Source organism: Rhodopirellula sp. UH5 (assembly GCF_056839225.1).
Genome location: NZ_CM166390.1, coordinates 1,853,208 through 1,879,981 on the forward strand (window position 1 = coordinate 1,853,208; position 26,774 = coordinate 1,879,981).

The 26,774-nt window shown below is 56.8% G+C and carries 20 protein-coding genes; 8 read left to right on the top strand and 12 right to left on the bottom strand.

The genetic code is table 11. From position 1 onward, the window contains the following. Positions 1-80 precede the first annotated feature (80 nt). Positions 81-1,583 (top strand): sodium/glutamate symporter, encoded by a 1,503-nt coding sequence (locus UH5x_RS06895; RefSeq protein ID WP_482635183.1) that lies wholly within the window; start codon positions 81-83, stop codon positions 1,581-1,583. A 135-nt stretch (positions 1,584-1,718) separates the two neighbouring features. Beyond that, positions 1,719-3,332 (top strand): amidophosphoribosyltransferase, encoded by a 1,614-nt coding sequence (locus tag UH5x_RS06900; protein ID WP_047813502.1) that lies wholly within the window; start codon positions 1,719-1,721, stop codon positions 3,330-3,332. Between the two features lie 81 nt (positions 3,333-3,413). Here UH5x_RS06900 and UH5x_RS06905 read toward each other — a convergent pair whose 3' ends face one another. Continuing rightward, positions 3,414-4,562 (bottom strand): NAD(P)-binding domain-containing protein, encoded by a 1,149-nt coding sequence (locus UH5x_RS06905; protein WP_482635184.1) that lies wholly within the window; start codon positions 4,560-4,562, stop codon positions 3,414-3,416. 210 nt (positions 4,563-4,772) lie between these two features. Between UH5x_RS06905 and UH5x_RS06910 the strand changes: the two genes are divergently transcribed. Continuing rightward, positions 4,773-5,693 carry a sugar phosphate isomerase/epimerase family protein gene (locus tag UH5x_RS06910; RefSeq protein ID WP_047813590.1) on the top strand — a complete coding sequence of 307 codons (921 nt, stop codon included), beginning with the start codon at positions 4,773-4,775 and terminating at the stop codon, positions 5,691-5,693. A gap of 1,100 nt (positions 5,694-6,793) precedes the next feature. Here UH5x_RS06910 and UH5x_RS06915 read toward each other — a convergent pair. The 4 genes from UH5x_RS06915 to UH5x_RS06930 form a co-directional block, all read right to left on the bottom strand. Next, positions 6,794-8,671 carry an ATP-binding cassette domain-containing protein gene (locus UH5x_RS06915; protein WP_482635185.1) on the bottom strand — a complete coding sequence of 626 codons (1,878 nt, stop codon included), beginning with the start codon at positions 8,669-8,671 and terminating at the stop codon, positions 6,794-6,796. Then, on the bottom strand, positions 8,668-9,687 hold the full coding sequence (locus UH5x_RS06920) for an ABC transporter ATP-binding protein (protein WP_482635186.1): 1,020 nt from the start codon (positions 9,685-9,687) through the stop codon (positions 8,668-8,670). The genes UH5x_RS06915 and UH5x_RS06920 overlap by 4 nt, the downstream gene beginning before the upstream one ends. A 131-nt stretch (positions 9,688-9,818) precedes the next feature. Beyond that, on the bottom strand, positions 9,819-11,447 hold the full coding sequence (locus tag UH5x_RS06925; RefSeq protein ID WP_482635187.1) for a PH domain-containing protein: 1,629 nt from the start codon (positions 11,445-11,447) through the stop codon (positions 9,819-9,821). Further along, positions 11,444-12,073 (bottom strand): PH domain-containing protein, encoded by a 630-nt coding sequence (locus UH5x_RS06930; RefSeq protein ID WP_482635188.1) that lies wholly within the window; start codon positions 12,071-12,073, stop codon positions 11,444-11,446. Before UH5x_RS06930 ends, UH5x_RS06925 begins: the two co-directional genes overlap by 4 nt. A 219-nt stretch (positions 12,074-12,292) precedes the next feature. Here UH5x_RS06930 and UH5x_RS06935 point away from each other — a divergent pair, with 219 nt between their 5' ends. The 3 genes from UH5x_RS06935 (at position 12,293) to UH5x_RS06945 (ending at position 16,584) form a co-directional block, all read left to right on the top strand. Next, positions 12,293-14,239, top strand: a complete 1,947-nt coding sequence (locus tag UH5x_RS06935; RefSeq protein WP_482635189.1) for a DUF1588 domain-containing protein — start codon at positions 12,293-12,295, stop codon at positions 14,237-14,239. Positions 14,240-14,256: 17 nt separating this feature from the next. Next, complete coding sequence (locus UH5x_RS06940; RefSeq protein ID WP_482635190.1) at positions 14,257-15,651, top strand: DUF1552 domain-containing protein; 1,395 nt, start codon at positions 14,257-14,259, stop codon at positions 15,649-15,651. Between the two features lie 312 nt (positions 15,652-15,963). Further along, positions 15,964-16,584 carry a DUF1589 domain-containing protein gene (locus UH5x_RS06945; protein WP_482635191.1) on the top strand — a complete coding sequence of 207 codons (621 nt, stop codon included), beginning with the start codon at positions 15,964-15,966 and terminating at the stop codon, positions 16,582-16,584. Between the two features lie 133 nt (positions 16,585-16,717). Here the strand turns inward: UH5x_RS06945 and UH5x_RS06950 are convergent, their stop codons facing one another. The 4 genes from UH5x_RS06950 to UH5x_RS06965 form a co-directional block, all read right to left on the bottom strand. After that, complete coding sequence (locus tag UH5x_RS06950; protein WP_482635192.1) at positions 16,718-17,626, bottom strand: DUF1559 family PulG-like putative transporter; 909 nt, start codon at positions 17,624-17,626, stop codon at positions 16,718-16,720. Between the two features lie 29 nt (positions 17,627-17,655). Then, on the bottom strand, positions 17,656-18,933 hold the full coding sequence (locus tag UH5x_RS06955; protein WP_482635193.1) for an ArnT family glycosyltransferase: 1,278 nt from the start codon (positions 18,931-18,933) through the stop codon (positions 17,656-17,658). Positions 18,934-19,662: 729 nt separating this feature from the next. Then, entirely contained in the window at positions 19,663-20,763 is a 1,101-nt protein-coding gene (locus UH5x_RS06960; protein WP_482635194.1) for a hypothetical protein, read from the bottom strand. Between the two features lie 354 nt (positions 20,764-21,117). Continuing rightward, complete coding sequence (locus tag UH5x_RS06965) at positions 21,118-22,368, bottom strand: hypothetical protein (RefSeq protein ID WP_482635195.1); 1,251 nt, start codon at positions 22,366-22,368, stop codon at positions 21,118-21,120. A gap of 663 nt (positions 22,369-23,031) precedes the next feature. Between UH5x_RS06965 and UH5x_RS06970 the strand changes: the two genes are divergently transcribed. Continuing rightward, entirely contained in the window at positions 23,032-23,181 is a 150-nt protein-coding gene (locus tag UH5x_RS06970; RefSeq protein ID WP_482635196.1) for a hypothetical protein, read from the top strand. Between the two features lie 6 nt (positions 23,182-23,187). Here UH5x_RS06970 and nth read toward each other — a convergent pair whose 3' ends face one another. From nth to UH5x_RS06985, 3 genes are all read right to left on the bottom strand, one after another. Further along, entirely contained in the window at positions 23,188-23,847 is a 660-nt protein-coding gene (gene nth, locus UH5x_RS06975; RefSeq protein WP_201778932.1) for an endonuclease III, read from the bottom strand. Positions 23,848-23,879: 32 nt separating this feature from the next. Continuing rightward, positions 23,880-24,854 (bottom strand): serine O-acetyltransferase, encoded by a 975-nt coding sequence (locus UH5x_RS06980; RefSeq protein ID WP_047813517.1) that lies wholly within the window; start codon positions 24,852-24,854, stop codon positions 23,880-23,882. Positions 24,855-24,969: 115 nt separating this feature from the next. Continuing rightward, positions 24,970-25,431 (bottom strand): hypothetical protein, encoded by a 462-nt coding sequence (locus UH5x_RS06985; RefSeq protein WP_236696098.1) that lies wholly within the window; start codon positions 25,429-25,431, stop codon positions 24,970-24,972. A 403-nt stretch (positions 25,432-25,834) separates the two neighbouring features. Between UH5x_RS06985 and UH5x_RS06990 the strand changes: the two genes are divergently transcribed. After that, positions 25,835-26,725, top strand: coding sequence for a hypothetical protein (locus tag UH5x_RS06990; protein ID WP_482635197.1), 891 nt, complete (start codon positions 25,835-25,837; stop codon positions 26,723-26,725). The last annotated feature ends 49 nt before the right edge of the window (positions 26,726-26,774 follow it).

Below are 26,774 nucleotides of genomic sequence, written 5' to 3' on the forward strand. Positions count from 1 at the left end.
CCACGCTGGAAGGCCAGCAGCGCCCAAAAATGCTCGTGGCATCGGTGACCGCCGATCCCGAAACTTCCGGATCGAGGACCATGCTTCACGCCATCGTTTTTGTTTGTGCCCTGTTGCTGCTTGGCGTTGGGTTGCGTCAACAAGTCGCATGGTTTCGAAAGGGGTTGATCCCTGCTTCGTTGATCGCAGGATTCCTGGGGCTGGCGGTGGTTCAGTGGTTTCGCTGGAACGGACGCGACACGCTGGAACCGATTGTGTCCGCCCTCGGTCCATGGCCGTCGACTTTGATCGCCGTCGTTTTCGCGGCCATGTTGTTGGGCAAAAGCAAACAAGATCGTTCTTCGTCGAGCCAGCATTTGGTCCGAGACGTCATGCAGCAGGGTCTGATGGTTTGGATCATCGTGCTGGGCCAAACCGTGGTTGGGCTCTGGGTCACGTGGTGGTGGATCGGACCGCAGTTCGAATTGCCTTCCTCGGCCGGAATGTTGATCGAAACCGGGTTTGCTGGCGGGCACGGAACCGCCGCGGCGATGGGAGACGTTTTCAAGCACGCTTCGATCGGCTGGGAAGAAGGCTTTGACCTGGGCGTCATGATGGCAACCGGTGGATTGGTTTACGGCCTGGTCTCCGGCATTCTCTGGATTCAGCTGGCGCTTCGGCGGAACTGGATTCAGGTCACTCAATCCGCTGAGGATCCGGCGTCCGATCAGCCTGAACCGACCCCAACGAAATCAGCACCGAAACCGGAACGAAATTTCAATGCGGCCTCCCTCGGCAGCGCACGCATGGACGGAAGCGTGCTCGATCCGTTGTTGTTGCAAGCGATCTGGTTGGCGCTCGCGATGGGCATCGGCGTCGCCATGCAAGGCGGCGTGGGCTGGGTCGCGGAAGCCATGGGAACAAACGCCAGCGCCGAATCCGTTGAAGTGGCTGCGGTGGGGCCCAGCCAAACGTCCGATGATGCTGGATCCCCCGACGCCGGTGAATCCCAACTGCAATCGCGATTGACGCTGGCCAGCATTGTTGGATCGTTCCCGCTGTTCATTTACACGCTTTTCGGTGGCGCAATCGTGCGAATGCTGCTGCGAGCGATTGGCCAGGTCCACTTGATCGACGAGCAAACCATCCATCGACTTTCGGGAACCTCGATGGATTTGCTGGTCGTTGCCGCGGTCGCGACCCTGAATTTGGCGGCGGTGGCGTCTTTGTGGGTGCCTTTGGCCATTCTCCTGTTGGCCGGATCGATCTGGTCCACATTTTGTCTGCTGTTTTTATCTCGCAGGATTTTGCCGCCTGAAAAATGGTTCCCGCTGGGTTTGATCAATTTTGGGATGTCAACTGGCACCACGGCGACGGGGTTTGTATTGCTACGGGTCGTCGACCCGGAACTGAAGTCGGGGGCGGCAGAGGATTACGCGTTGGCGGCTCCCCTGTCAGCACCGTTCATTGGGGGTGGCATGATCACCGTTGCGATGCCTTTGGTCGTGCTTTCACGAGTTTCGATTGCTTGGCCAGCCCTGTTGCTGGCGACTTTGCTGATGGTGTTGATCGTGCTGGGGGTTCGATCGAGACGATCCCATTGACCCTTCGAAACCGTCCTTTTCCCCGCCCGAATGGCGGTGGGTTTGGCAAACCAGGTAGTTCAGCGAATTGCGTTATTGCCTGGCATCGGTAGACTGTAGCTTCCTCGCCCCAGCGATCACCTCATTGCAGATTTCATGGCTGAATTGAATCACGAATGCGGCGTTGCCGCGATTTACCATCTCTCTGGTCGCGGGCGCAGCCCCGTGTGCACGGACGACGGGCCGCGACAAATTTCGCGTCTGTTGCCCCGCATGTTGCTCGACATTCAAAATCGAGGGCAACTTGCCGCTGGGATGACGACCTTTGACCCCGACCGTCCTGCGCTCCTGAAAACGCGACGAGACGTTGGAACGGTGACGGAAGTCTTCCGTCTGAATCACCGTGCCAAGGCCGAATCGCTGATGAAGTCATTGGCCGGGCGAGCCGCAATCGGGCACGTTCGCTACGCCACCTGCGGGGCCGACGACCGGAATTACGCTCAACCGTTCGAGCGTCGTCACATCCACAAACGCAAATGGTTCAGTTTCTGCTTCAACGGCCAATTGGCCAATTACACGCTGCTGAAACAACGCTTGCTCGCCGATGGTGACCACCACTTGGCGCTCGACACCGACACAGAAATCTTTCTTCACGAGATCGCTCGACTGCTGTCGCAGTCGCAGGAACGACTCGACTGGATCGATGTTTTGAGGCAAGTCACGGCTGGTTTCGACGGTGCCTACTCGATGGCATTGCTGACCGCGGAAGGCGAAATGTTGGTCGCTCGCGACCCGCTGGGTATCAAACCCATGTGCTACATCCACGAGGGCCCATTGTTTGCCTGTGCCAGCGAGAGTGTGGCGTTGTTGAACCTTGGGTTTGAACCGGACCAAATTCATTCGTTGCCACCTGGCCATGCGATTCTGATCGATCCCGAGGAAGGTTTTCGGATGGAGCGGTTCGCTGAACCGGAAGCTCCCAAGCATTGCTTCTTCGAGTGGATTTATTTCGCCAACGTTGCCAGCACGCTGGACGATCGCAGCGTCTACCTTTCCCGCACGAACCTGGGTCGTGAACTGGCGGATGCTGAGCGAGAGTTCGGTCGTGTCCCATTGGACGACCCCGACACGATCATCGTCCCGGTTCCCGACACCAGCAAAGCCGCCGCGGATTCGATGGCGTATGAGCTGTCAATTCCCTGCCGCGAAGGTTTGATCCGCAACCGATACGCGGGACGCACGTTCATCGAAGGCGGACGAGCTCGAAAGGCCAAAGCGGCCGCCAAATACACGCCACTGCGGGAAGTCCTGCAGGGCAAACGTGTCATCCTGGTGGAAGATTCGATTGTTCGAAGCACGACCATGAATGCCTTGCTCGACCGAATTCGTGATGTTGGCGGTGCCAAGGAAATTCACGTTCGGGTGGCCTGCCCACCGATCGTTGCGCCGTGTTTCTATGGCATCGACATGAGCACCATCGATCAATTGATCGCGCCCAAGTACTTTTCGCTAACCGGCGAGTTGGACGAAGAGTCCCAGCAACGGATGGCAGATGATCTTGGCGCGGACTCGCTGCGGTACCTGCCCGTTTCGGCCATCGCCCGGGCGATCGACTTGCCCGAAGATCACCTCTGCCAGGCCTGCGTGACGGGCAAGTACCCGACTCCGATCGGCCAGCACCTGTACCAAATCGCTTGCGATAATCGTGGGAGTCGAATCAACAACCAACGCACCTACGAGCAACTCGCAGCGGCCGTTGCGGGTGAATGAGCGAGGTCGATTGCCGAACGGTTTCTGAACTGCCCCGGAACACCAAGCGTCCCGAAAGTGCATGAGTTTTCTCGAGAGTGATCAGCTCTCGGGATTCATCTCGATCTGACGCGTGAGTGCTTCTGCGGGAGTACCGCCAGGCTTGATTCCCAGGGTGGATTGCCCGTCTTCATCGGACAACGACCGTCCCATTCCGTTTTCCAGCAGATGCTGGGTGATTTTCGTTGCGTGCACGTGGCAGTTCTCCAAGAACACTTGGTACTTGCTGCTTTGAGTTCCACCCACTGCCGTTCCCGCGAGGTAAATCCCAGGCAGCTTGGTTTCCATCGTGGCTTCGTCGTACACAGGCTTTTGGCCCGGGTCTTCCATCGGAATGCCGAGTTGCTTGAACAGCGTTTTGTCCTGGTCGTAGCCAATCAACGTCAACACGTCATCGAAATGCATGTGCAAGGTGTGATGGCGACCATCCGGTAGCGTTTGCTCCAAGTCAACTCGTTCCGGCGTGATCGCAGTCACGCGACTTTGGAACAACGCCTCGACTGCTTTGCTGCGAATCAGCCCATCGATCTCAGGACGCAGCCAGTACTTGATGCTGGTCGATGGCAATTCGTCTCGGTGATAACTCAACGTGACCTTCGCACCAACTCGGTGCAGGCGAATCGCGGCTTCGACCGCGCTGTTACGACCACCCACGATCAAAACTCGACGACCGTGGTAATGGTGAGCCTCACGCAGGTAACCGTCGACATGCGGCAGGTCTTCACCGGGAACGTTCAGTCGATTGGGATGATCCGTTCCACCAATTGCCAAGACAACCGCCGACGCTTCGATGCACTTCGAACCGACTTGCACCTGCCAACGACGAGGCTGGTCCGGACAAGCTTTGATGTTGTCGACCTTTGAAAACGTTTCCACGGGAACGCAAAACTGGTCCACAACGCAACGCAAATAATTGAGGTACTCTTCGCGACTCGCTTTGGATTGATCGACCGTGTTCAACGGCACCCCCGCGATTGAGATTCGATCGTTGCTGCTGAACCATCGCGTTTGGGGGGCCCACCATGAAATGGTATGCCCGAGTGGACCGGCTTCGAACACGATCGCGTCGATGCCATTTCGTCGCAGTTCAATTGCTGTTTCAATCCCAATGGGCCCGCCACCGACCACCACCACGTCGCAAACGCGATTGGGCTCATGAGACACGGCGAGGCTGGATTCAGTTGGTTTCACGAGTCAGTCTGTGGTGGAACGATTGAAATGGGATCAAGTGGATCGGATCCGCGAACTCAGCCATCTTTGCGAGGTGGCAACCGACTGAATTGCGACTGATCCAGCGACCTACAAACACGCTATAGTCTAGCAAAATTCGGGTTGGTTCGAATCATTTTTCGGATTCCCGCTTGTTTCAACCGTCAGCCACCTGCGAGAGCAAATTTCATGATGCAACTAGGTTTTGTCAGTGCCATCTTGCCAGAGTACAACCTGGAAGAAGTCTTTGCCGTCGCTGGCCAGTGTGGCTATGAATGCGTGGAAGTCATGTGCTGGCCGCCGGGGAAAGCCGAACGTCGCTACGCCGGCACGACTCACATCGATGTCACGGACCTGTCCGATGAACGCATCGACCAGATTCAATCGCTGTGCCAACGATACGACGTCGCGATCAGCTCCCTCGGCTACTACCCCAATCCACTTTCACCGGACGAGGCCGAATCCAAGCTGGCATCGGAACACCTGATTCAATTGATCAATGCGTCTTCCAAGCTTGGCATCGGCCGAGTCACCACGTTTGTGGGACGCGACTGGAACAAAACCGTTGACGACAACTGGCCTCGCTTCGAAACCGTGTGGGGCCCGATCATCGAGGCCGCAGAGAAAGCCGATGTTCGAATCGGCATCGAAAACTGCCCCATGCTTTTCACGGACGACGAATGGCCGGGCGGAAAGAACCTGGCGACCAGCCCCGCGATCTGGCGGCGGATGTTCGAAACGTTTCCGAGCGAACACTTTGGACTGAACTACGACCCGTCCCATCCGGTGTTCATGCACATGGATTACCTGACACCGATGCGTGCGTTTGCAGATCGATTGGTGCACATTCACGCGAAAGACGTTCGTGTGGATCAAGTGATGCTGGATCAGGTCGGCGTGTTTGCCAACCCAAACGAATGGCACACCCCCAAATTGCCCGGACTCGGGCAAGTCGACTGGGGCCAGTTCTTTTCGATCCTGACTGACACGGGATACAGCGGACCGGTTTGCGTGGAAGTCGAAGACCGGGCTTACGAAGGCTCGATCGAGAACCGCATCCGCGCCCTCAAACAAAGCCATGACTACCTGCGGATGTTCCTGCCACGGATGTAACGCGTCGCCCCGGATGGGGCCGTCGTTCGTAGCTCGGGGCGGAAACCCCGAGACCAATCGCGAAAAACAAAAGGTCGCCCCGGATGGGGCCGTCGTGGGCCATGCCGCGTTGTGGAGCCGCCTGAAACGAACGCTTGGAACTGGACTCGGTTGCGATGAGGCCCGGCGGTTGAACGCTGCCCGACGGAACAGTTGGGGACAACTGTTCTACTCTGACGGCCGTCATTTCCGCGTGCAAATTCAACAATGCAAATTGCAATCGCCCCGTCTCATTTCGCGATCACGCCACATCGCCCCGGAGGGGCCGTCGTTCGTAGCTCGGGGCGGAAGCCCCGAGAACAATCGCGAAAAACAAAAGGTCGCCCCGGATGGGGCCGTCGTGGGAGGTGCCGCGTTGTGGAGCCGCTTGAAGCGAACACTTGGAAGTGGACTCGGTTGCGATGTGGCCCGGCGGTTGAGCGTGCCCGACGGAACAGTTGGGGACAACTGTTCTACTCTGACGGCCGTCATTTCCGCGTGCAAATTAAACAATGCAAATTGCAATCGCCCCGTCTCATTTCGCGATCACGCCACATCGCCCCGGAGGGGCCGTCGTTCGTAGCTCGGGGCGGAAGCCCCGAGAACAATCGCGAAAAACAAAAGGTCGCCCCGGATGGGGCCGTCGTGGGCAATGCCGCGTTGTGGAGCCGCCTGAAACGAACGCTTGGAACTGGACTCGGTCGCGATGTGGCCCGGCGGTTGAGCGCTGCCCGACGGAACAGTTGGAGACAACTGTTCTACTCTGACGGCCGCCATTTCCGCGTGCAAATTCAACAATGCAAATTGCAATTGCCCCGTCTCATTTCGCGATCACGCCACATCGCCCCGGAGGGGCCGTCGTTCGTAGCTCGGGGCGGAAGCCCCGAGAACAATCGCGAAAAACAAAAGGTCGCCCCGGATGGGGCCGTCGTGGGCAATGCCGCGTTGTGGAGCCGCCTGAAACGAACGCTTGGAACTGGACTCGGTCGCGATGAGGCCCGGCGGTTGAGCGCTGCCCGACGGAACAGTTGGGGACAACTGTTCTACTCTGATACTGCCCCGCTCGGAGGAATCGCAGGAACTCAGTGAGCTTCGAGAGCTTCCCAGCGTTTGTAAGACTCGGCGAGCTCCGCTTCCTTGGCCTTCAGTTCATCGCTCTTGACGGTGATGGTGTCACCACCGGATTGGTAGAATTCTGGCGCGGCCATCGCTTCGTGGATGGCCGCGATTTCCATTTCGAGCTTTTCAATCTTCCCTGGCAACAGCTTCAACTCGCGTTGTTCGTTGTAGGAAAGCTTGACTGCTTTCACAGAGGGATCCGCAGCAACACTGTTGCTGGCCGGGGGCTTCGACGTGGCCTTCTTGCCACTCGTTTTGGTTGTCCCCTGTTCAGCGCGTCTCCGCTTGGCGACCGCCTCCCATTCGTCGTAGCCACCCACGTATTCGTTGACGATCCCAGGATCCGAGTCGTCATCGAACACCAATGTGCTGGTCACCACATTGTTCAAGAACGTCCGGTCGTGACTGACCATCAACAACGTGCCATCAAAGCCAACCAGTTGCTCTTCGAGCAGTTCCAACGTCTCGGCATCCAAGTCATTCGTCGGTTCGTCCAGCACGATGACGTTGGCAGGCTGGGTCATCAGCTTGGCCAACAAGGCACGGTTGCGTTCACCGCCGGAGAGAAACTTGACCTGCGTTCGGGCTCGTTCGGGAGTGAACAAGTAGTCCTGCAAGTACCCCATGATGTGCTTGGTGGCATTGCCGACCTGGATCTTGTCGCTTCCTTCGCCAACGTTTTCTTGGACCGTGAGTTCTGGATCCAATGTGTCACGCAATTGATCGAAGTAAGCGATCTTGAGATTGGTTCCCAGTCGAACCGTCCCGGAGGTTGGTTGCAGTTTGCCCAAAATCAACTTCAGCAACGTGGACTTCCCGGCTCCGTTGGGACCAATGATTCCGATCTTGTCACCACGCATGATCAGCGACGTGAAATCGCGAATGATGACGCGGTCGGTTCCCGGGTAGGCGAACGAAACGTTGTCGAGTTTTGTGATCAAGGCCCCACCACGTTCAGCGACTTGCAGATTCAGCTTGGCCTTGCCCTCGAGACTGCGTCGTTGGTTGGCTTCGTTGCGCATCGTCTTGAGGGCTCGCACACGGCCTTCATTCCGTGTCCGCCGCGCCTTGATGCCCTGTCGAATCCAGACCTCTTCCTCCGCCAGCCGCTTGTCAAACAACGCGTTCTGCTTTTCCTCGGCATCCAATGCCGCGGCCTTGCGTTTGAGAAACGTTTGGTAGTCGCAGGTCCAATCGAAGAGTCGACCGCGGTCGATTTCCCAAATCCGATTCGCGAGCGACTGCAGAAACGAGCGATCGTGAGTGATGAACATCAACGTGCCCGACCAACGACTCAGGAAATCCTCCAGCCACAAGATCGACTGAATGTCCAGGTGGTTCGTTGGCTCGTCGAGGAGCAACATGTCCGGTTCGCTGGCGATGGCCCGGGCCAACAACACACGACGTCGCATCCCACTGGAAAGACTCTCGAACTCCGTCTCCGGGTCGAGGTTCATTCGGGTGAGCGTCTCCTCGATCTTTTGCTCGATCTCCCACTCTTCCCAGGTCCCATGATCGGTGGGCCCGAGGGCAGTTCCCAAGCCAGCGGTGGTCCCCATCTTGGAGAACTCCGCGGCGGGAAGCGTGATGATATCGCGGACCGTGCCGCTCACGTTCTGGGGCACATCCTGAGTCAGCCGTGCCAAACGCACATTCGGATCCAAGATCACTTGGCCGTTGTCCGGTGTGACATCGCCTGACAACATTTTGAGCAACGTTGTTTTGCCCGCTCCATTGCGACCGAGCAACCCGATGCGTTGCCCGCGTTCGATGCGTGCCGAGACCCCGTCCAGCAAAGCTGGCCCGCGAAAACCGATGGTCAAATCATCCAGTGAAATCATACTGTCGCGGTGCTTTCGGATACGTCGTTGGTGGATTCGGTCATGGACTCACGGAACAGGTCAGCGATCACGTCTTCGAGAGGTGGGTCTTCCACGACCACGTCCTCGATCACGTGGTCACGCAAGGTTTCAGCCAACAATCGGGGCACGTCGGCGCGTGGCACACGGTACGTCAACTTCGGCCAATTTTCATCCACGACATCGCCGAGTCGCTCGGGCCGCGTCAGGTTCTCCGATGCGGCAAACTGCAACGTGACCAATTTGTAGCCACTGAATTTGTCGACAATGCCCGACAGCGAACCGTCGTACTGAATGGTGCCCTGAGCGATCACGACCACACGCCGGCAAAGTGCGGCGACGTCCTTCATGTAGTGGCTGGTCAGAAGGATCGTGATCTTGCGTTTTTCTTGGTAGTAACGAAGGAACTGCTGAATGTTGTGCTGAGCGATCACGTCCAGACCTATCGTCGGCTCGTCCAGGAACAACACCTCGGGGCTGTGCAGCAACGCCGCGATCAACTCCATCTTCATCCGTTCCCCCAGCGAGAGTTCACGCACGGGTTGATCGAGCAGACGGGTCACGTCCAGCAAATCGCTGATCTCGTCCAAGCGAGTTTTAAATTCGCCTTCGGGGATTCCATAAATGTGTTGATGCAAGAGATACGATTCGCGGGCCGGCAAATCCCACCAAAGCTGATTCTTTTGCCCCATCACCAGAGCGAACCGGCGACGGTACCCATCCTTGCGTTCCCAGGGGACATACCCCATCACGCTGGCCGTGCCGGAAGTCGGTTGAATGACCCCGCTCAACAATTTCAGCGTTGTCGTTTTGCCGGCTCCATTGGGACCAAGAAAGGCAACAAACTCCCCTTGCTCGACTTGCAAATCGATCCCACGGACAGCGTTGACCTCGCGGAATTCACGGTGAAACAAGCCACGAATGCTGCCGCCGATCCCCTCGCGTTTTTGATAAACGCGGTAGTTCTTTGTCAAATCGCGGACTTCGATGATCGACATGGGTTGGACTTGCAGGAAGACGAGCGATTTCGGTCGTAAAAAGCGTCCATTGTAAGGACAGTTTGGAATCCCGCGAGGCGGCACCCACCCTGATCGGACACGCTTTCAACAATCGATTTCAAATCCTCGATTCAATCCCAAACCATCTCGATTCCCGACGTTTTGCTGGCCAAGCGATCAAACAGCTCGCTGGCAACAGGTCGGGACAGCATCGGCAGCCGATAGGTGTGATCGGCGGGGCCCGCCGCGGCGGTGTCAATTCGCAACGTCTGCATGTTCCAACGACGATCAAAGGGACTCTCCGAACAGCTCACCGATTGAATCCGGTCGTAGAAGGTGCAACTGACCTTTCGGTTCCAAAATCCCTCGCGAATGACGACCCCCTCGCCCGAAGGCAATTCCGCGAATCCAAAGTGGTGATGCCAGCGATGCGAGGCCCAAATGTTGCATGGGATCAAAACCAATGCAGCCAGCAATCCCAGAGCCAAGGAATACGGAGAATCCGATACCAGGAAAGCCGCTCCAGCGACGAGGAGACCGATGCCCTGGGCTCGCATCACAGCCTTTCGTCGCATCCGCTTGCGCGCCCGATTGTCCAGAGACTGCCAAGGCAACGCCGATTCCGACCAATCCAGACCCGGCCGAAGATGTTCGACCAATTCTTCCAAACGTGACTCGGGAATGATCGGAACGAACCAACGACGCGTGACCGTCGTCGCGGCGTCCTCGTTTTGTTTGCCAGCCCCACCAGCGGTTTCGATTCGAATCGACGCCAGCTTCATCCACCGCTGCATCGGTGAGCGATGAATGCTGATCCATTGAATGCGGCGTCGCGGAACCGTGGCCGACACGCGAGTGAGCAAGCCACAGGAAAGCTGCAGGTTTTCGTCACGCAGTTCCAACCGGTACCCGTAAAACCGCAGCACGTACCAGGCGATCCCGAGCAAACGAATCACCACCAACACGAGCACCAGTGCCCCGATCCAAACCAGCCATGATTCCCACCAACTGGACTGCGAGCTTCGGACACTCAGATCACCCGTTGAAATCAGACTCTTTGTGATCCGGCGAGCCAACTCATCGCCACGGCCAAGGAGTTGCGAAAGAATCCCAATGACAATCCCGACCATCACAAAACCGCGATTGCTGGCCAAACCCGCTAACACCAACCACTTCAAAGGAATGTCCAGCAACGTCGTGGTCGCCGAAACCGGGGCAGCATCCACGAACGATGGCGTCTCACCCCGTGTGGCCTCCATGGATTCCGATCCTGCCGCCACAGGGTTGCGAGTCGCCCCGAGGGAAGGCTCCTGCTGCCGAGCCGATTCAATTTGCTCACGCAGCGATTCGACTTCCCCCAGCGAGAGCACTTTGAGGATCGCTTCGGGTTCCGTGCCGCTAGCCGTTTCGACGCGAACTTCTGCAACCCCCAGCATCCGGTGGAACAAATTCTGAACCAAGTCCACATTCTGAATTCGCGCGACAGGAACGTTTCGCCGGGACTTGAAGATCACGCCGGACGTCACGATCAATTCACCGTCCGCCAGTTGGTAGCGATAAAACCAATAGCGAACCAATCCGATCATCGCGAACCCTGCGACCATCACCGCAAAAAAAACAAACGCGCCCCAGCCCCCCAGCCAACTCGATCGGGCGGCGTTCCAAGCCACCAGGACGACTGGAAGGATCGTGCGTTTCAAAACCGCAAAGGCTTGGAAGACGATCGAAATCGGATGCAGCGGTTTCGGTTCCGAGTTCATGCCGTCACCGATCGTTCAGACGTGACACTCATTTCCCCGCGACCACTCGTCAAGGCATCTCGCAATTGTTCGGCGGTTTCGAAGTTCAAATTCTCAAGCTGAATCGACGAGTCCTTGGTCCCCGCAGTGTGAATGACCAGCGTCGCCAACGAATACATCCTCTGCAGAGGCCCCTGCTCGATGTCGCTGTGCTGCATTCGCGAATGTGGAATCACAATTCGATGTCGCCACCAAACGCCTCGGCGAATTTCCAAACCATGTTCACTGATCCGCCAAGATGCACAACGGTGAGCCGCTTGGGGATAGAACCAACCGCCGTAGACGACCGCACCGAAAAGCAGCAGACAACCAGCCGCAGCCCATCCCAAAACTTCCAGCGTTGCCTCGGCGACGAACAAAGGAAAAACCATCCCGATGAGACAAACCACCACAACAATCGCAATGAAAATGCCTCCCACGAATCGATCCAAACGCAATGCCTCGATGGGCAACGATTGAAACCCCCGTTCATCGCCTGATCGCAACTCGGGTTCGCTGGCAGGCTGATGATCCGCGGTTGGAATCAGCACAGGTTCGACCTCCCCGATCGCCTCTTCATTCTCATTCGGTGCGGGCTCGGTGTTCATCAATCTATTCACTTTCGGGGGGGTGCGACACATTCAAAGCGATGCGAGGCATTGATTTCGTGGCCTGCAGTCGAAGCGAACGTTCAGCGGTTTATCGCGGGTTCCGGCTTGATTCAAGTTGGAGGATGGGACCAAATTGGGTAGACTGAAGCTCCCACCTGCGGACAATTCCACTTTGCCTGCGCAATTCCCCACCTCAAGCCGTTCGAGCATCCTTTGATGTTCCCAGCGATCTCGCTTCTCCGTACTCCACTGTGCTGCGCCGTTTTTCTCGCGGTCGTCTCGGTGCCAACGCTCTCGTTCTCGGACGATGATCCGTTCGCCAAATGGCGAAAACACTACCAAGAGGCAATCTATCCGATTTTGGATCAGGCCTGTTCCGAGTGCCATCGGGGCGCAGACTCGGAAGGTTTTGACATGGATCAATTCGGTGCAGCAAAAGATCTGCAGAAGAACGCGACGGTTTGGGAAGAAGTCGCCAAGCGAGTTCGGCTGAACGAGATGCCCCCCGAAGGCAGCCCGCAACTCAACGACCAGCAAAAGGCACTTGTTCATCGCTGGTTCGATTCGCGACCGGATGACAACGAGTGTGCCAAGTTGGCCAACGAAGAAACTCAGGCTTGGTACCGCGGCGTCGTGATGAGCCGTCGTTTGACGCGAACCGAATATCTCAACGCAATCCGTGACTTGGTCGGAATGCCAGTCGATGAGTCGTTGGAGGTTCCTTCGGATGGTTCGGGCGGCGAAGGGTTTGACACAGCCGGCGATGCGCTCTTCACATCGGCTTTGCACATCGAACAGTACCTCGCCGTTTCCAACCAAGTCATTCAAGACGCCATGCAATCGGGCGGCGACACTTCGCTGGCCAGCCGTCTGCTGAACACCGTTTCGAACGAAGGTGACGCTCGGGAAGCAATGGAGCAGTTCGCCCGGCGAGCATGGCGACGGCCCGTCGAGACTTCGGAGGTCGATCGATTGACGACGCTGATGAATGCCTCCCAGCAATCTGGGCTCTCGATTCGCGAAGCCACGGCGGATGCTTTCAAAGCCATCCTCGTATCACCGAACTTCCTGTTTGTCGTGGAAACGGAATCCGAAGCCGGTGGTGTGCAGCCTTTGACACCACATCAACTGGCCACGCGGTTGGCTTTGTTCTTGTGGTCGTCTGTCCCCGATGAAACATTGATGAAGGCTGCGGACGCCAATGAACTGGCAACGGACGAACAGATCCTCACTCAGATGCACCGGATGCTCGCCGATGGACGCTCGCGAGCCCTGGGCGAAAACTTTGGTTTGCAATGGTTGGGGCTTTCGCAATTCGAAGGCGAATCCAAACCCGACGTGAACATGTTCCCGGACTTCGACGAACGCTTGGCCGCCGCGATGCGAGAAGAAGCCGTGCGAACGGTCTGGAATGTGTTTCGTGATGATCGGCCGCTGATGGAATTGATTGACGCAGACTCCATTCATGCCAATGCAACCCTCGCGTCCTACTACGGACTGGATGTTTCCGATCCAGAGCTGAAGCAGACCGATGACTCAGAGACCTGGCAACGCATCCCACTGACCGATCGTCGGCGAGGCGGCGTGATCACGCTTGCCGCTGTGCTGACCCGATCGTCCTACGGTCACCGGACCAGCCCCGTGCTGCGTGGTCGCTGGGTTCTGGAAGAGGTGTTGGGCGGGCGCGTGCCACCTCCGCCACCAGGCGTGCCAGCACTGGAAGAAGCAGAAGCGGACCACGCCGCGACGCTTCGAGAACAACTGGAAATCCACCGCAAGAACCCTCAATGCGCGGCGTGTCACAACCGCATGGATCCGATTGGTTTTGGGTTGGAAAACTTCGATGCAATCGGGCGTTGGCGGACCGAGCAAGACGGTCTCGCCATCGACTCCAGTGGGAAACTGCCATCGGGAGAAACCTTTTCCGGCCCCGAAGAACTGAAACAGTTGCTGCTGCGACGAAGCGGAGAATTCAAGAAGCACTTCGTCAAAAAGCTGTATGGTTTCGCTCTCGGCCGCTCGCTCAACAAGTTTGACAATTGTGTGGTCGATGAATGCTTGGAAGCACTCGACGAAAACGATCAACGCGCCACCGTGGTACTGGAGACGATTGTGACCAGCTACCCATTCCGAAACCGTTATTTCAAACCCGCCACCCCTTGAGCCCTTTTAGGTTGATCATGCAAACGCCTATTCCTCGTCGTCGCTTTTTGCGTGGCAGCGGAGCCGTGCTGGGATTGCCTTGGATGGCATCCATGGCAAAAACCATGGCTGGTCCTCGGCCCCAAGATTCGAGTTCATCCAGCGGGACCGGTGACGAACCGCAACCGCCGCTTCGCACTGCATTTCTGTACTTCCCCAACGGTGTTTGGGAAAAGGACTGGGTGCCTGAAACCGAAGGAGCCGACTACGAGTTGTCACCGTCACTGGAACCGCTGGCGGACTTGAAAGATGACTTCCTGGTGTTGTCAGGGCTCGACAAAAAACACTCGCACGGCGGCGATGGGCACTACGCCAAAACGGCCAATTACCTGACCGGAATGCCAGTCGCCAAAACGACCGGAAAAGACATCAGCAGCGGTGGTGTTTCCATCGACCAATTGATCGCTGCCAAAGTGGGCGACCAAACGCCGCTGCCATCGTTGGAACTGGGCATCGACCCGGTGATCAGCGGTATCGACAGCAACGTTGGCTACACCCGTTTGTATGGCTCGCACATTTCGTGGCAGTCACCGACTCGCCCCGTCGCGAAGGCCATCAACCCGCGAGTCGTCTACGAGCGTTTGCTTGGCAAGCGAATGAAGACGAGCACCCCCGAGGCTCGTTCCTACCAGAACCTGCTGGACTACGTTTTGGAAGACGCCCATCGTGTTCGTGGCAAACTCAGCCGTGACGACCAGTTCAAGATGGACGAGTACCTCGACTCCGTCCGCGAGGTGGAAAAGCGAATTGAATTTGCCACGCGTGACCAAAGTCATCGCGAACGTTACGAAGCTGAACGAGATCGCATCGCCGACGGTCACGCGTTGGAGATTCCCGAAACGGGAACGCCGGGTGACTTCCGCGAGCACATCGATCTGATGCTGGACATGATGGTACTCGCTTTCCAAACCGATTCGACTCGCGTCGCGTCGTTCATGTTCGCCAACGACGTGTCAGGCCGTTCGTTCAGCTTCCTCGACGGAGTCAATGGCGGGCACCATGAGCTTTCGCACCACGAGAACAAAGAGGAAAAGATCGCTCAGTACCAACTCATCAACCGTTGGCACACGGAGCAATTCGGCCGCATGCTGCGAAAAATGAAAGCAATCCAGGAAGGCGATTCGACGCTGCTCGACAACAGCATGATCCTGTTCGGCAGCAGCTTCTCCGACGGCAATCGTCACGACCCAGACAACTTGCCATTGTTGCTGGCCGGTCGCGGCGGCGGCACGATCCAGCCCGGTCGTCACATCGCTGCCAAAGGCCAAGTCCCCGTCTGCAACTTGTATCTGTCGATGGCCAAACGCTACGGATTGGACCTCGAACGATTCGGCGACAGCGAACACGAACTGACCGAACTGGCAGACGCCTGATTGGGCACTTGGCAAGACGTCTTTCGCAAGCCACCAAGCACCGTCGCCGGATTCGCCAAGAATTCGGACGCGTTCCAACTGAAACATCTGAATCCAGCCACATGCATTCACGTAGGCCAGGTCTCACCTGGCAACCAAGCCGATGCTTTGGAACAAAGCGAGGCGATTTGCCATTCATCCGCGAGTTCGTGAGGCTCCGTCCGATCACCCAGCCAGGTGGAACCTGGCCTACGTCGACTCACCGTAGCCGGATTCGCCAAGAATTCGGACGCGTTCCAACCGGAACATCTGAATTCTGGCAAATGCAGCTACATGCATTCGCGTAGGCCAGGTCTCACCTGGCAACCAAGCCGATGCTTTGGAACAAAGCGAGGCGATTTGTCATTCATCCGCGAGTTCGCGAGGCCCCGTCCGATCACCCAGCCAGGTGGAACCTGGCCTACGTCGACTCACCGTCGCCGCAGTCGCCAAGAATGCGGACGCGTTCCAACTGAAACATCTGAATCCAGCCACATGCATTCACGTAGGCCAGGTCTCACCTGGCAACCAAGCCGATGCTTTGGAACAAAGCGAGACGATTTGTCATCCATCCGCGAGTTCGCGAGGCTCCGTCCGGTCACCCAGCCAGGTGGAACCTGGCCTACGTCGACTCACCGTCGCCGCAGTCGCCAAGAATGCGGACGCGTTCCAACAGAAACAGCCGAATCCAGCCACATACACTTCCGTAGGCCAGGTCTCACCTGGCAACCAAGCCGATGCTTTGGAACAAAGCGAGGCGATTTGTCATTCATCCGCGAGTTCGTGAGGCCCCGTCCGATCACCCAGCCAGGTGGAACCTGGCCTACGTCGACAGAAAACCGCCACGCAACAGGCCCGGATGGGCCAACTGAAACATCTGAATTCCGGCAAATCCAGCCACATGCATCCACGTAGGCCAGGTCTCACCTGGCAACCAAGCCAATGCTTTGGAACAAAGCGAGGCGACTAGTCATTCATCCGAGAGTTCGCGAGGCTCCGTCCAGTCACCCAGCCAGGTGGAACCTGGCCTACGTCGACCAATCTCGAATCAGGGGGCTCCGTCTTTGGGATCGATCAGACTGCGGAACAACTCGCCATCGACACTGGACGTGAGAAATTCCGTCGATCCATCCAATCGAGAAAACAGCGCGCCGCCTGGATGAGCCGATCCCCAGTTGTCCATGTAACGCGCGCCGGGGCCATCTCGTTCGATCAACAAACCACTTCGAACGGTTCCGTTGCTACCGCCACTGAAGATCGGTTCGTCGTAATACCAACTCGTTTCCGTTTGAACGGTCGGGTCAAACGCTTTCTCCCCCGTCCCCAACGTGTTGCTCAATCCGTCCGCAATCGCACTGAGTCGCTGAGCGTCAGGGAAGTTCAACATCACGCGGCGGTTGCCAGCGTAATCTGTCTTGGCCCACGCCCGACCGCCCGCGGAATACCTGCCATACGAATCATCTCGCGGGACCAGTGGTTCTCCTCGCGAGCGACTGGGGCAACGGAACAGCGGCCCAGCGGATTCGACCTGAACGTTCTGGTACGCTTCGCCTTGTTCCAGCGATGGCAGGATCGCATAGGCCCAGCACCCCGTTTGCTGCGGCGGTGAGGCTCCCGGTTGGCCGACTCCCCACCAAAACTGATGGTCAACCGCAAAGGTATAAGTTCCAATCCGAATCGGTTTGCCCGACGCTGACACGACAGTGCACTTGCCATCATCACCGCCATTGCTGGGAAGGTACTCATGCTTGGCAGCGTGCATTTGAATGCCGAGCGCGAGTTGTCGTTGTTGATTCATGCACTGAGTCCGTCGGGCTGACTCACGTGCGTTCTGAACCGCCCCCGTGAACAACGACACCAGCAACCCTATGATCGCAAACACGATCAACAGTTCGATCAAGGTAAAGCCGCGGCGAACGTTCGTGATGCGTCCCGGTTCGAAATAAGATTGGTTCATGGCAAGTCCTATCGGATTGGCGGAACGGATCAGTGGTCGATTCGGAAAAGAAGGTGGCTTGCGCCGATGGATTCAATGGGCTCCGCTGGGAGAGAGTTCAGAAGACTTGGATTGCGAGAAAGATCTGATTGACTGACGATCAGCCACGGTTGATCATCGTCATTGTACCGGGCCAACGCTGCAAATTCAGGATAGGCTTCTCGAATCCCCATGCCGAGCCCTGTGCTGGATATCAACTTCAGTGGGCGATGCTGTGGATGGGTCGCGACCCAATGAGCGACCAAATCATTGTCCTGGCCCCAATCGGTGGCGTCATTGAATAGATGCAAGTGCCCCCTGTCGGTCCCACCCGAAACCACATTGAAGGCGCCGAGCCAGTGTGGTGCGATGCAAATGGATGCAACGCTTGTCGCCATGAGTCCCAGCAGGATCCCAGCGTTGACGCTGCGACCTGTGTTTGAATCATGACAACGTGCCAGCGGTGCCACCATCAACAGAAACAGGAAGGGATACAATGGCAGAATGTATCGGTGCTGCTGTGCGAACCCACTTTTGTAGGCGGTGATCTCAATCATTGCGAAAGCGATGCAGGCGATAACAACCTGATCCAACGAAACGAACCACCGATGTTGACGATCGAGCGTCCGGCCGACCAGGTAGAGAAGACTGGCGGTGATCGCAACCAGAGTTCCCGTTGGCAATTTCACCAACATGGAATACAAGTAAAACCACCACCATCCGTGTGTCGTGTTCATCCCTGACGCGTAGCTAGTGATTCCTTCACGAAAGTCACTTTGTTGGCGATCCATGCCGTTGAGATACTGCTCAGGCACAGGACAAGGAATTCGTTCGAACCATGTGTTCGCAAATCGGGGTGCGATTTCACCATTGGATTGGCCATACAAGGCATCTTCAGAGAACTTCAATTCTCCAAGCGGCTTTCCGATTCCATCAAAGCCATAGGGCACTGCGATGGTTAGCAGAGCGAGCACCACGGCGAAAGACGCCTGACCTACGATGCGAGGTTGCCGAGCATTCCAACATCTCCAAATCACAAACGCGAGATAGATCGGGCACAACAACAATGCAGTGAATTTACAAGATAGAGCCAGACCAAAAGTCACACCGCCCAACGCTGCATCTTGCCACCGGAGCGATCTGATCCAACGACAGAAGCACAAACTACTCACCAGCATCGCTGACGCCACCGCAATGTCATTGGTAATCAGCGAGCCATGAGCCAGGACCTGGGGCTGGAACACCCAGAAACCTGCCGCAACCAGTCCGATGGCGGGTCCGTATGGCATTGGATTGCTTCGGCTCGACTCATGTGATCTCCCCCCGTAAAAAGACCGTCCCAAAAAGAACAGCGCCACCGTTGCAGCAACCGTGAACAGACCGACAAGAAGTCGTCCCCAAAGGAGGTGTTGCTGAAATTGTCTGGGAGAAGACGCATACAGCTCACGTCCATAGGGAAACTCACTCCGGACAGATGCGCCGCTCAATGCGCCTGACTTCAAGCTGTCGGTCATGTCAAAGGACGGCTCAAAATGCTCCAGTTCTCCCCAACACAAGAAGGCTGGCAGAGTTCCGAGAGCGCGAACCAAAGGTGGATTGACGTTGAATGAGTGCAAATCCCCGTGCAACCAGTACTGAACTCCCGCATAGAAATGCCCATATTCGTCACTGACTGGGGAAGACCGACAGGCGTGCCACCCCAATAACGTTGACTGGACCGCTATCAAAGCCACCAGGATTTTCACCTGGTTGTCGCTCACGAACGCTATCGTGGCAGACCACGACATCCAACAAAGCGGCGTCCTATTCCACAAAGTCCGCTCCTACCTTCAAGGCTGCCGTCACCGTTTCAGTCTCCAATTTGATTTCTAAAGGAATTTGCTGAAAGACAAACCCTCTCCGTCGAACGTTGTCGTTGAGTCGGACGCGAAGTGCGAAGTCCGCAATCCCGGAATTCGTCTCCACGTCAACCAACAGCAAGAAACACCTAGCAAGGAATCTATTTTCCAAAACCGCCATCAAAATGTCTCCGATCGTGGCCAAAATCGGTAAACGGCCATGCCAATGATAAGACTCATTAGTCCTAGGTTGAGAAAGAGAAACCACGACGTTGTTGACTGTGGCGAATTGGCGCGAGCATTGGCCAAAGCATGCTGCTGAATCATTGCCAGTTGCATATCCGAATAGGGAACATGAAAGCGTTTCCCATCTTTAATACGCGCCCACTCAGTACCAGTCGGCCAGGGCGGAATCCACTCAAAGTTGTCAACGTCGATCTCACTAATGTCGAGCATTTCGATCGAGCAGATGTATCCGAATGTCCCATCCGGTGTGACCTCTCGATAGGTTGCCTTCTTGGGATATCGAAAACCATCGAACGTCATCAGTTCCGAAACATCGATTTGCAGTGGACCATCACGAGGCCTTCCTAGCACCTCCAGAGGCAAATACTCGGGTTCTGAGGTGCACACCGAATAGAACGGATCATCCGGATCGGTGGATGACATCCGAATTGCTTTTGGATCCGCCTTGTGTTCGAACCATTCGGTTTGAAGTTTGTCGCCCATTGGAACGAACTCGAATTCTTCAGGTGGTTCACCCCCGATGATTGCGGAGCGATCGTTGACCAGAAGGCTGACGAGTGGGTCGTATACAAAAGCGGGGAGCTTGTACCCAACTGATTGGTTGCCATGCGAGGTTACTGCTTTCCTGCCTTCAAAGTCGAATAGCAACTTCCGAAGAAAACTTTGGCTGGCCCGTCCGTTGGTGCCCTCAAAATAGGTCAGCAACGGATCGTCATCGATGTGAGGTTCGCCCTGGTTCTTCTGATAGTGCATCAAACGAACCGGAATGTAGGAGCGATCTGGACTTGGCTTGCCAATGGCGAGCGTCCGCACGCCATTGGCAGCGATGTCCAAGTGCCCTGAGAAAAACGTCGCGCCACCGTGCTCGGTGCGGCTTTCAGTTTCGATCGTGTACCGAAACTCTTTGCCGTAGAAATAAGTGCGAGGCTCCCCCTTCACGCGACGCAGTTCGTCAGCACTCAATAGCCGGTCAACTGCGTTGGACGACTGAGCCTGCGAGCGAGCCGGTGAAAGGCAAAGAAGAGTCAATAGCATCAGACTCGCTCGGAGGCGTCTGGCGTACGGGAGCGTCTCGGGACTCCTGCGTCGAGCTTGCGATGACGGCCTCGTCCCGGGCGAATTTGCACCCAAGTTTCCGCAGAAGTTCTGTTGAGCAGTTTGGGGGCAGAACCACGTAGGCCGGGTTTCACCTGGCTCCCTCGCCGATGCTTTGGAACAAAGCGAGGCGGTTTGACCTGCGTTCTCGAGTTCGCATGGCTTCGTCCAGTCACCTCGCCAGGTAGAACCTGGCCTACGTCGGCTGGCGTACGACACCCAAGTCACCAAGCCACCCTGGACTTGGGCGTTGCGAGGAATCAATGGTTGGGTGCGCATGGTTGAATTACCCTTCTAATTGGATCGTGGCCAGAATCGGTAGGCGACCAACCCCAGGACCAGAACCACCAACCCGACATTGAGATAGAAGAACTTGGGTGACTCCGGCGAAGGCGCATCCGCGCGAGCATTGGCCAAGCCATGCTGCTGAATCTTTGCCAATTGCGCATCCGAATAGGGAACATGAAAGCGTTTGCTGTCTTTCTCTCGCATCCACTCCGTACCGGCCGGCCAGGGAGGAATCCACTCAAAGTTGTCGACGTCGATATTTCGGATGTCAAGCAATTCGATTGAGCACGAGAACTCACACGTCCCATCCTTCACGACATATTGATAAGTCGCCTTACGAGGGTATCGAAACCCCTCAAATGTCATCAGTTCGGAGATGTCAACTTGCCGTGGATGGTCTGGCGACCATGCCATCAACTCCAGAGGAAGGTGCTCTGGATGCGAAGTGAATACCGCGTAAGATGGATCCTCTGGGTCAGTCCTCGACATGCGGATCGCTTTCGGATCCGCTTTGTGTTCGAACCATTCGGTTCGAAGCTTGTCCCCCATCGCAACGAACTCAATATCATCAGGTGGTTCAATCCCGATGATCGCACTCCGATCATTCACTAGAAGCCCGGCAAATGGATCAAGCTGAAAGGCTGGCAACCCATGTCCAACCGACTCGTTGCCAAACGAAGTCACCCTCGTCTTACCTTCAAAGTCGTGGAGTAGTTTTCGGTCGAAAACATGGCTGATTCGTCCGTTCGTACCCTCGAAATAAGTGAGCAACGGATCATCATCAATGTGCGGTTCCCCGGGGTTCTCCTGGAAATGCATCAGGCGAACCGGAACGTAAGAACGTAGCGGACTCGGTTTGCCAATGGCGAGCGTTCGGACACCATTGGAGGCGGTATCGAAATGTCCCGAGTAAAAGTTCGCGCCGCCTTCTCCGACGTCAATTTCCGTTTTGATCGTGTATCGAAACTCTTTGCCATAGAAGTAAGTGCGAGGCACCATTTGCGTGCGACGCAGTTCGTCAGCACTTGGCAACTGGTCATCCGCGTTGGACGACTGAGCCGAGGAGATGGTGGCAGGAAGGCAAAGAAATGCGAGCATCAAGAGTCGCAATTGGGTCCCCCCGGTGCATGGACGAACCACTCGATGCTCCGTTCCAGTATTCGCGTGATTGTTGGTCCAGAACGACGAATCCCCGCTTTCGAATACCGGTGCATTTGCCGCACGAGCCAGAAACAAAAAGTTCACAGCGGTCATCATGGCCCCCTTCTCGAACCCGCACGGACGTTGACACAACCACAACACCCTAAAGAGGGGGGAGCAAGATGCAACCCAATCATTTTAGAGATCCAGTTGAGATTGAAGGCTGGCGAGACACGACGACGCTCGCGTCGTCGTGTTTCATCCTCCACGCCGTCCCCCTCCTGGGCGACACTTTCAGTTCCTTCGACGGCCCCGAGGCCGCCGCCCCAAACTAGCGCTGAGGCCCCATCCGGGGCGAATCCGCATCGGAGTCTTGGAGAAACCACCTAGCAACCCCGAATGGGCCGACACTCGCCGTAGCCGAATTCGCCAAGAATCCAGACGCATCCCAACTGGATCATCTGAATTCTGGCGAATCCAGCCACGCACCGGCTAGCAAGCAGGCCCGGATGGGCCGACACAGCCATTGCCGGGGCCGTCAGGCCCCGGAAAAGCTCTCCACCCCCGGAATTAAAACCCCGAAGGGGTGACAGAGAACACTCAACTCTGCCGCCCCTTCAGGGCTTGGTGCATTGTCCAATCCATGCACCGGGGCCTGACGACCCCGGCAGAGGATCTGCCGGCCCTCCGGGCCTCTCACCTTCCGCCAAGCAACACACCCCGAAAGCGTTTCGGTGCAAGCACGCGAATCGGCAATCATCCCGGTGCTTTCTGAACGAGATGACCGCTGGTTCGAATGAGAAGCAATCTTGCACGGTTGGCGCCGGTTTAGTCCGCAAACATTTCACCGTCGCCGGATTCGCCAAGAATGCGGACGCGACGCAACTGCAACATCTGAATTCGGGCGAATTCAGCTACGCGGACGAGTGAGAAAGATCAGGGTTTGATCCAGGTCACTGGCTTGCGTCGGTTGGGATAGAGTTCCCGACAGAGATCACAAACACGTCCATCACAGCCTCGGGCGGTGCAGAATTCGCGACCGTAGAAAATGATCTGCAGATGCAGCTTGTTCCAAGATGACTCCGGGAACAAGCTCTTCAGGTCTCGCTCGGTTTGCACAACGCTTTTGCCGCTGGACAAGCCCCATCGTTGGGCCAAACGATGGATGTGCGTGTCGACCGGAAACGCAGGAAAACCAAACGCTTGGGACATCACAACGCTGGCCGTTTTGTGCCCGACGCCAGGCAAGGCTTCCAGCTCTTCAAATGTGCTGGGGACCTGACCTTCGTGCAGATCGATCAGCATCCCGGACAACTTGGCCAGAGCCTTGGCTTTTTGCTTGGACAATCCCAACGGCCGGATGATCTCGAGGATTCCCTCTTCGCCAAGCTCACGCATCGCCGCAGGGGTTCCCGCGACCGAGAACAACTCTGGCGTGATCTCATTCACCTTTTTGTCGGTGCACTGAGCGCTCAGCAGAACGGCGACCAACAAGGTGAACTCGTCGGTGTGGTCCAGAGGAATTGGCGGGTCCGGGTAGAGCGTGTTGAGACGCTCCAGGACGATGGCGGCACGTTCTTTTTTCAACATCGCCACACTATACCGAATCGTCTGGGAATACCCAGTGATCAGATTTGGTAGTTCACTTCGGGACGCAACTCATCGGCGGGTTCGTCGGATCCGCGGACTTTCAATTGCGGCTTTTCAAGCACCACGGTAGTGCCGGGCGAAACGCTGCGAGTGATCCAAACGCTGGACCCAATCACCGATTCGCGACCGATCACCGTGCGACCACCGAGGATCGTGGCGTTGGCATACACCACCACATCATCTTCGATCGTTGGGTGTCGTTTCTGACCACGGATCAATTGTCCATCGGCATCCGTTGGGAAGCTCAATGCTCCTAGCGTCACACCTTGATACAGCTTGACGTGCTTTCCGATGTGGCACGTCTCACCAATCACCACGCCGGTTCCGTGATCGATGAAGAAGTAATCACCGATCGTGGCACCAGGGTGAATGTCGATGCCCGTTTCTTTGTGCGCCCATTCCGTCATCATTCGAGGAATGAAGGGCACGTTGAGCTGCACCAGTTCATGAGCGATTCGGTAAACCGTGATCGCTTCAAAACCGGGGTAGCAAAAGACAACTTCATCGGTTGTCTGGCAGGCTGGATCGCCGTCATGTGCGGCTTGCACATCCGTGGCGAGCACATGCCGAAGCTTGACGATGCGTTTGAGCATCTCGATCGCCATGGCTTGGCCTTTGGCTTCGAAGTCAATGTCCGTCTCACAATCCTTGTGATTCTGAAGCACCCGGTGCTCGTGCCGCAAAGCGCGAGCGATCTGGGTTGTCAGTTGATCGTGCAAGGAATCAATCAAACCGCCAACGTGATAGCGGATGTTGCCGGCGTGCAGATTCGTGTGCCGCTTGTACCCCGGGTACAAGATGTCCTTGAAATCGAGCAGGATGTCAACGACGGCGGTGTAGCTAGGCAAGGGGCAGTGCCCCAGATGATTGATCGAATCATCGGAGGTGTAGGTGCTGACGATTTGCTCGGTCAGCTCAGGTAACTGCTCTTTCAGCCGAAAATCGGATGCCACGCCTATACTCCCTCGGGCGACTGCGAAACACTCTTCACCGGCGGAACCGACTCGAGAGACTCAGGCACAATGGCCTGAGCGTCCTCGATTTCGTTTCCTCCAACTTCCAGGACGATCAGGGACCGATGCTGGGCGGGTTGTCCAGCAGGAAGTCGCGAGGACCGCGGTGCGTGTAGTAAGGGTACGCGACCTGGGCAGACGGCGCACCTGCTGTGAATGGCTGGCCTTGCATTTGAGCCGCCGCTCCGTGACCCAGCACGCCTGGGTTCATGTGCGAACTGTAGTCCAATCCGCCTTGTTGCCAACCGAGAGGACCGGCTTCACAGCCCGTCCGGCAACCGGTTTTGCAACCCATCAGCCGGCCGCGAGTTTTGCCCAGCAATCCGCCACTGCCATTGCGACCGCACGAGCCATTGCTGCAGGCACCGTTGCCACACGAGGAGTCACCACAACCGCAATCGCTTGAGGCGACGCCGCAGTTGCCAGTCGAACATCCGCCACGTGTGTTGTGGTGGAGGCATCCGGTGCTGATCATCAGCATTCCGGCCATCGATCCGAGTAAGAGCCAACGATTCATTCCGAACCCTTCCATCCAATATGAATTGGGTGCCGAGCACAAAGGTCTCGACACGTGATACGAGTCTTTCTTTCACCTTTCGTTTCGGCCGTTGACACCGATTCGATGCACACAATCGCACCAACCGCGCCAGAAGTCGGAAGGGGTGGGCGGCAAGGTTTACCTAAACTAACAATTGGGGCTTCCTTTGCAGTTTCAGACCAAGCCGTTCCTGACAAGGTTCGCGGGCCCCGATGCCAAGCCCACCGCAAACGCCCCGGTTTAAGCGATTTCCAACTTGAATCAGCGTGCAAAAACCGTGGGTCCGCGTTAGGCTGAGAGGTCCGGAGCATGGTCGCGGCTTTCATTTTGGCGACGACCGACGCATCCTCCGGACGCGAACCAGCTCCAGCAGGCGAGGAAAATGAAGACCGAGGCGCCCGACGCACCGCCAACCGAATTCTCCGGCAATGAATTGGTTTCGAACCACTTCGCGTCGATCCAAGCGTTCGGAACGGATCTCGCGGAAGAACGCCCTGGCCGGGTGCTGAACTGGTTCCGGCAAGTGGTCACGCTACTCGGCATCACCGCGTTTCATGGTTCGCTCAGTTTCATTGCCTGCCTGTGCGTTCTGCTGACCGTCCGGTTTGTGTTCTTCACCCAGCAAGTCGACGTGGTCGGAATCCTTTGGTTCGTTGCGGCCATCGCAGTCGGCGGTCTCATCGGCCTCCTGCAGCTAACGATTGTCTCGCGCTACGAAGAGTACCCGTTCCACCTGCTGTTGGCCCGCCGACTTCGCCGTGTCATCCAAGGACGCCAAAACCCGGTGGTCTCTCCCAGCGACGAGGGAGCCCGATTCTGCGAAATCGTCCCTCAAGAAAGATGGAAGCTTCTGCGCCTGGAAACCGCATCTGACCTCGCTTGGGTACGCATCGACCACAACGGCGTGTGGATGGAAGGCGATCGCAATCGATATCACTTTCCCCCCAGTTCGATCTTGGGGGCGATCCCTCAGTCGTTCACTCCGGCCGGAGGTTGGGCCCAACTGCACGCCGCGATGATCTACGTTCGCACCGAAAACGGTCCGGAAGAAATCCCCGTGGTCTACCGCGACTTTCGTTTTGCGGAAATGAACTCGGCTGAGCGCTGCCGTCAACGAGATGCAATGGTCGAAGCGATCTGCGAAATCGCTCGAGGCAGCGAGTACGAACCGATCTGCGTGCCAATGGACACCAACCCATCGCAAGCGTCCGACACACCAGCCAGCAACAATCCCTACGCTCCACCGCCGATGACGTCGCATACCGGAGCGTGAAAGCAGTCATCGACGCTGGAAGAATCGAGACGTCGTCGAGACTCACCGA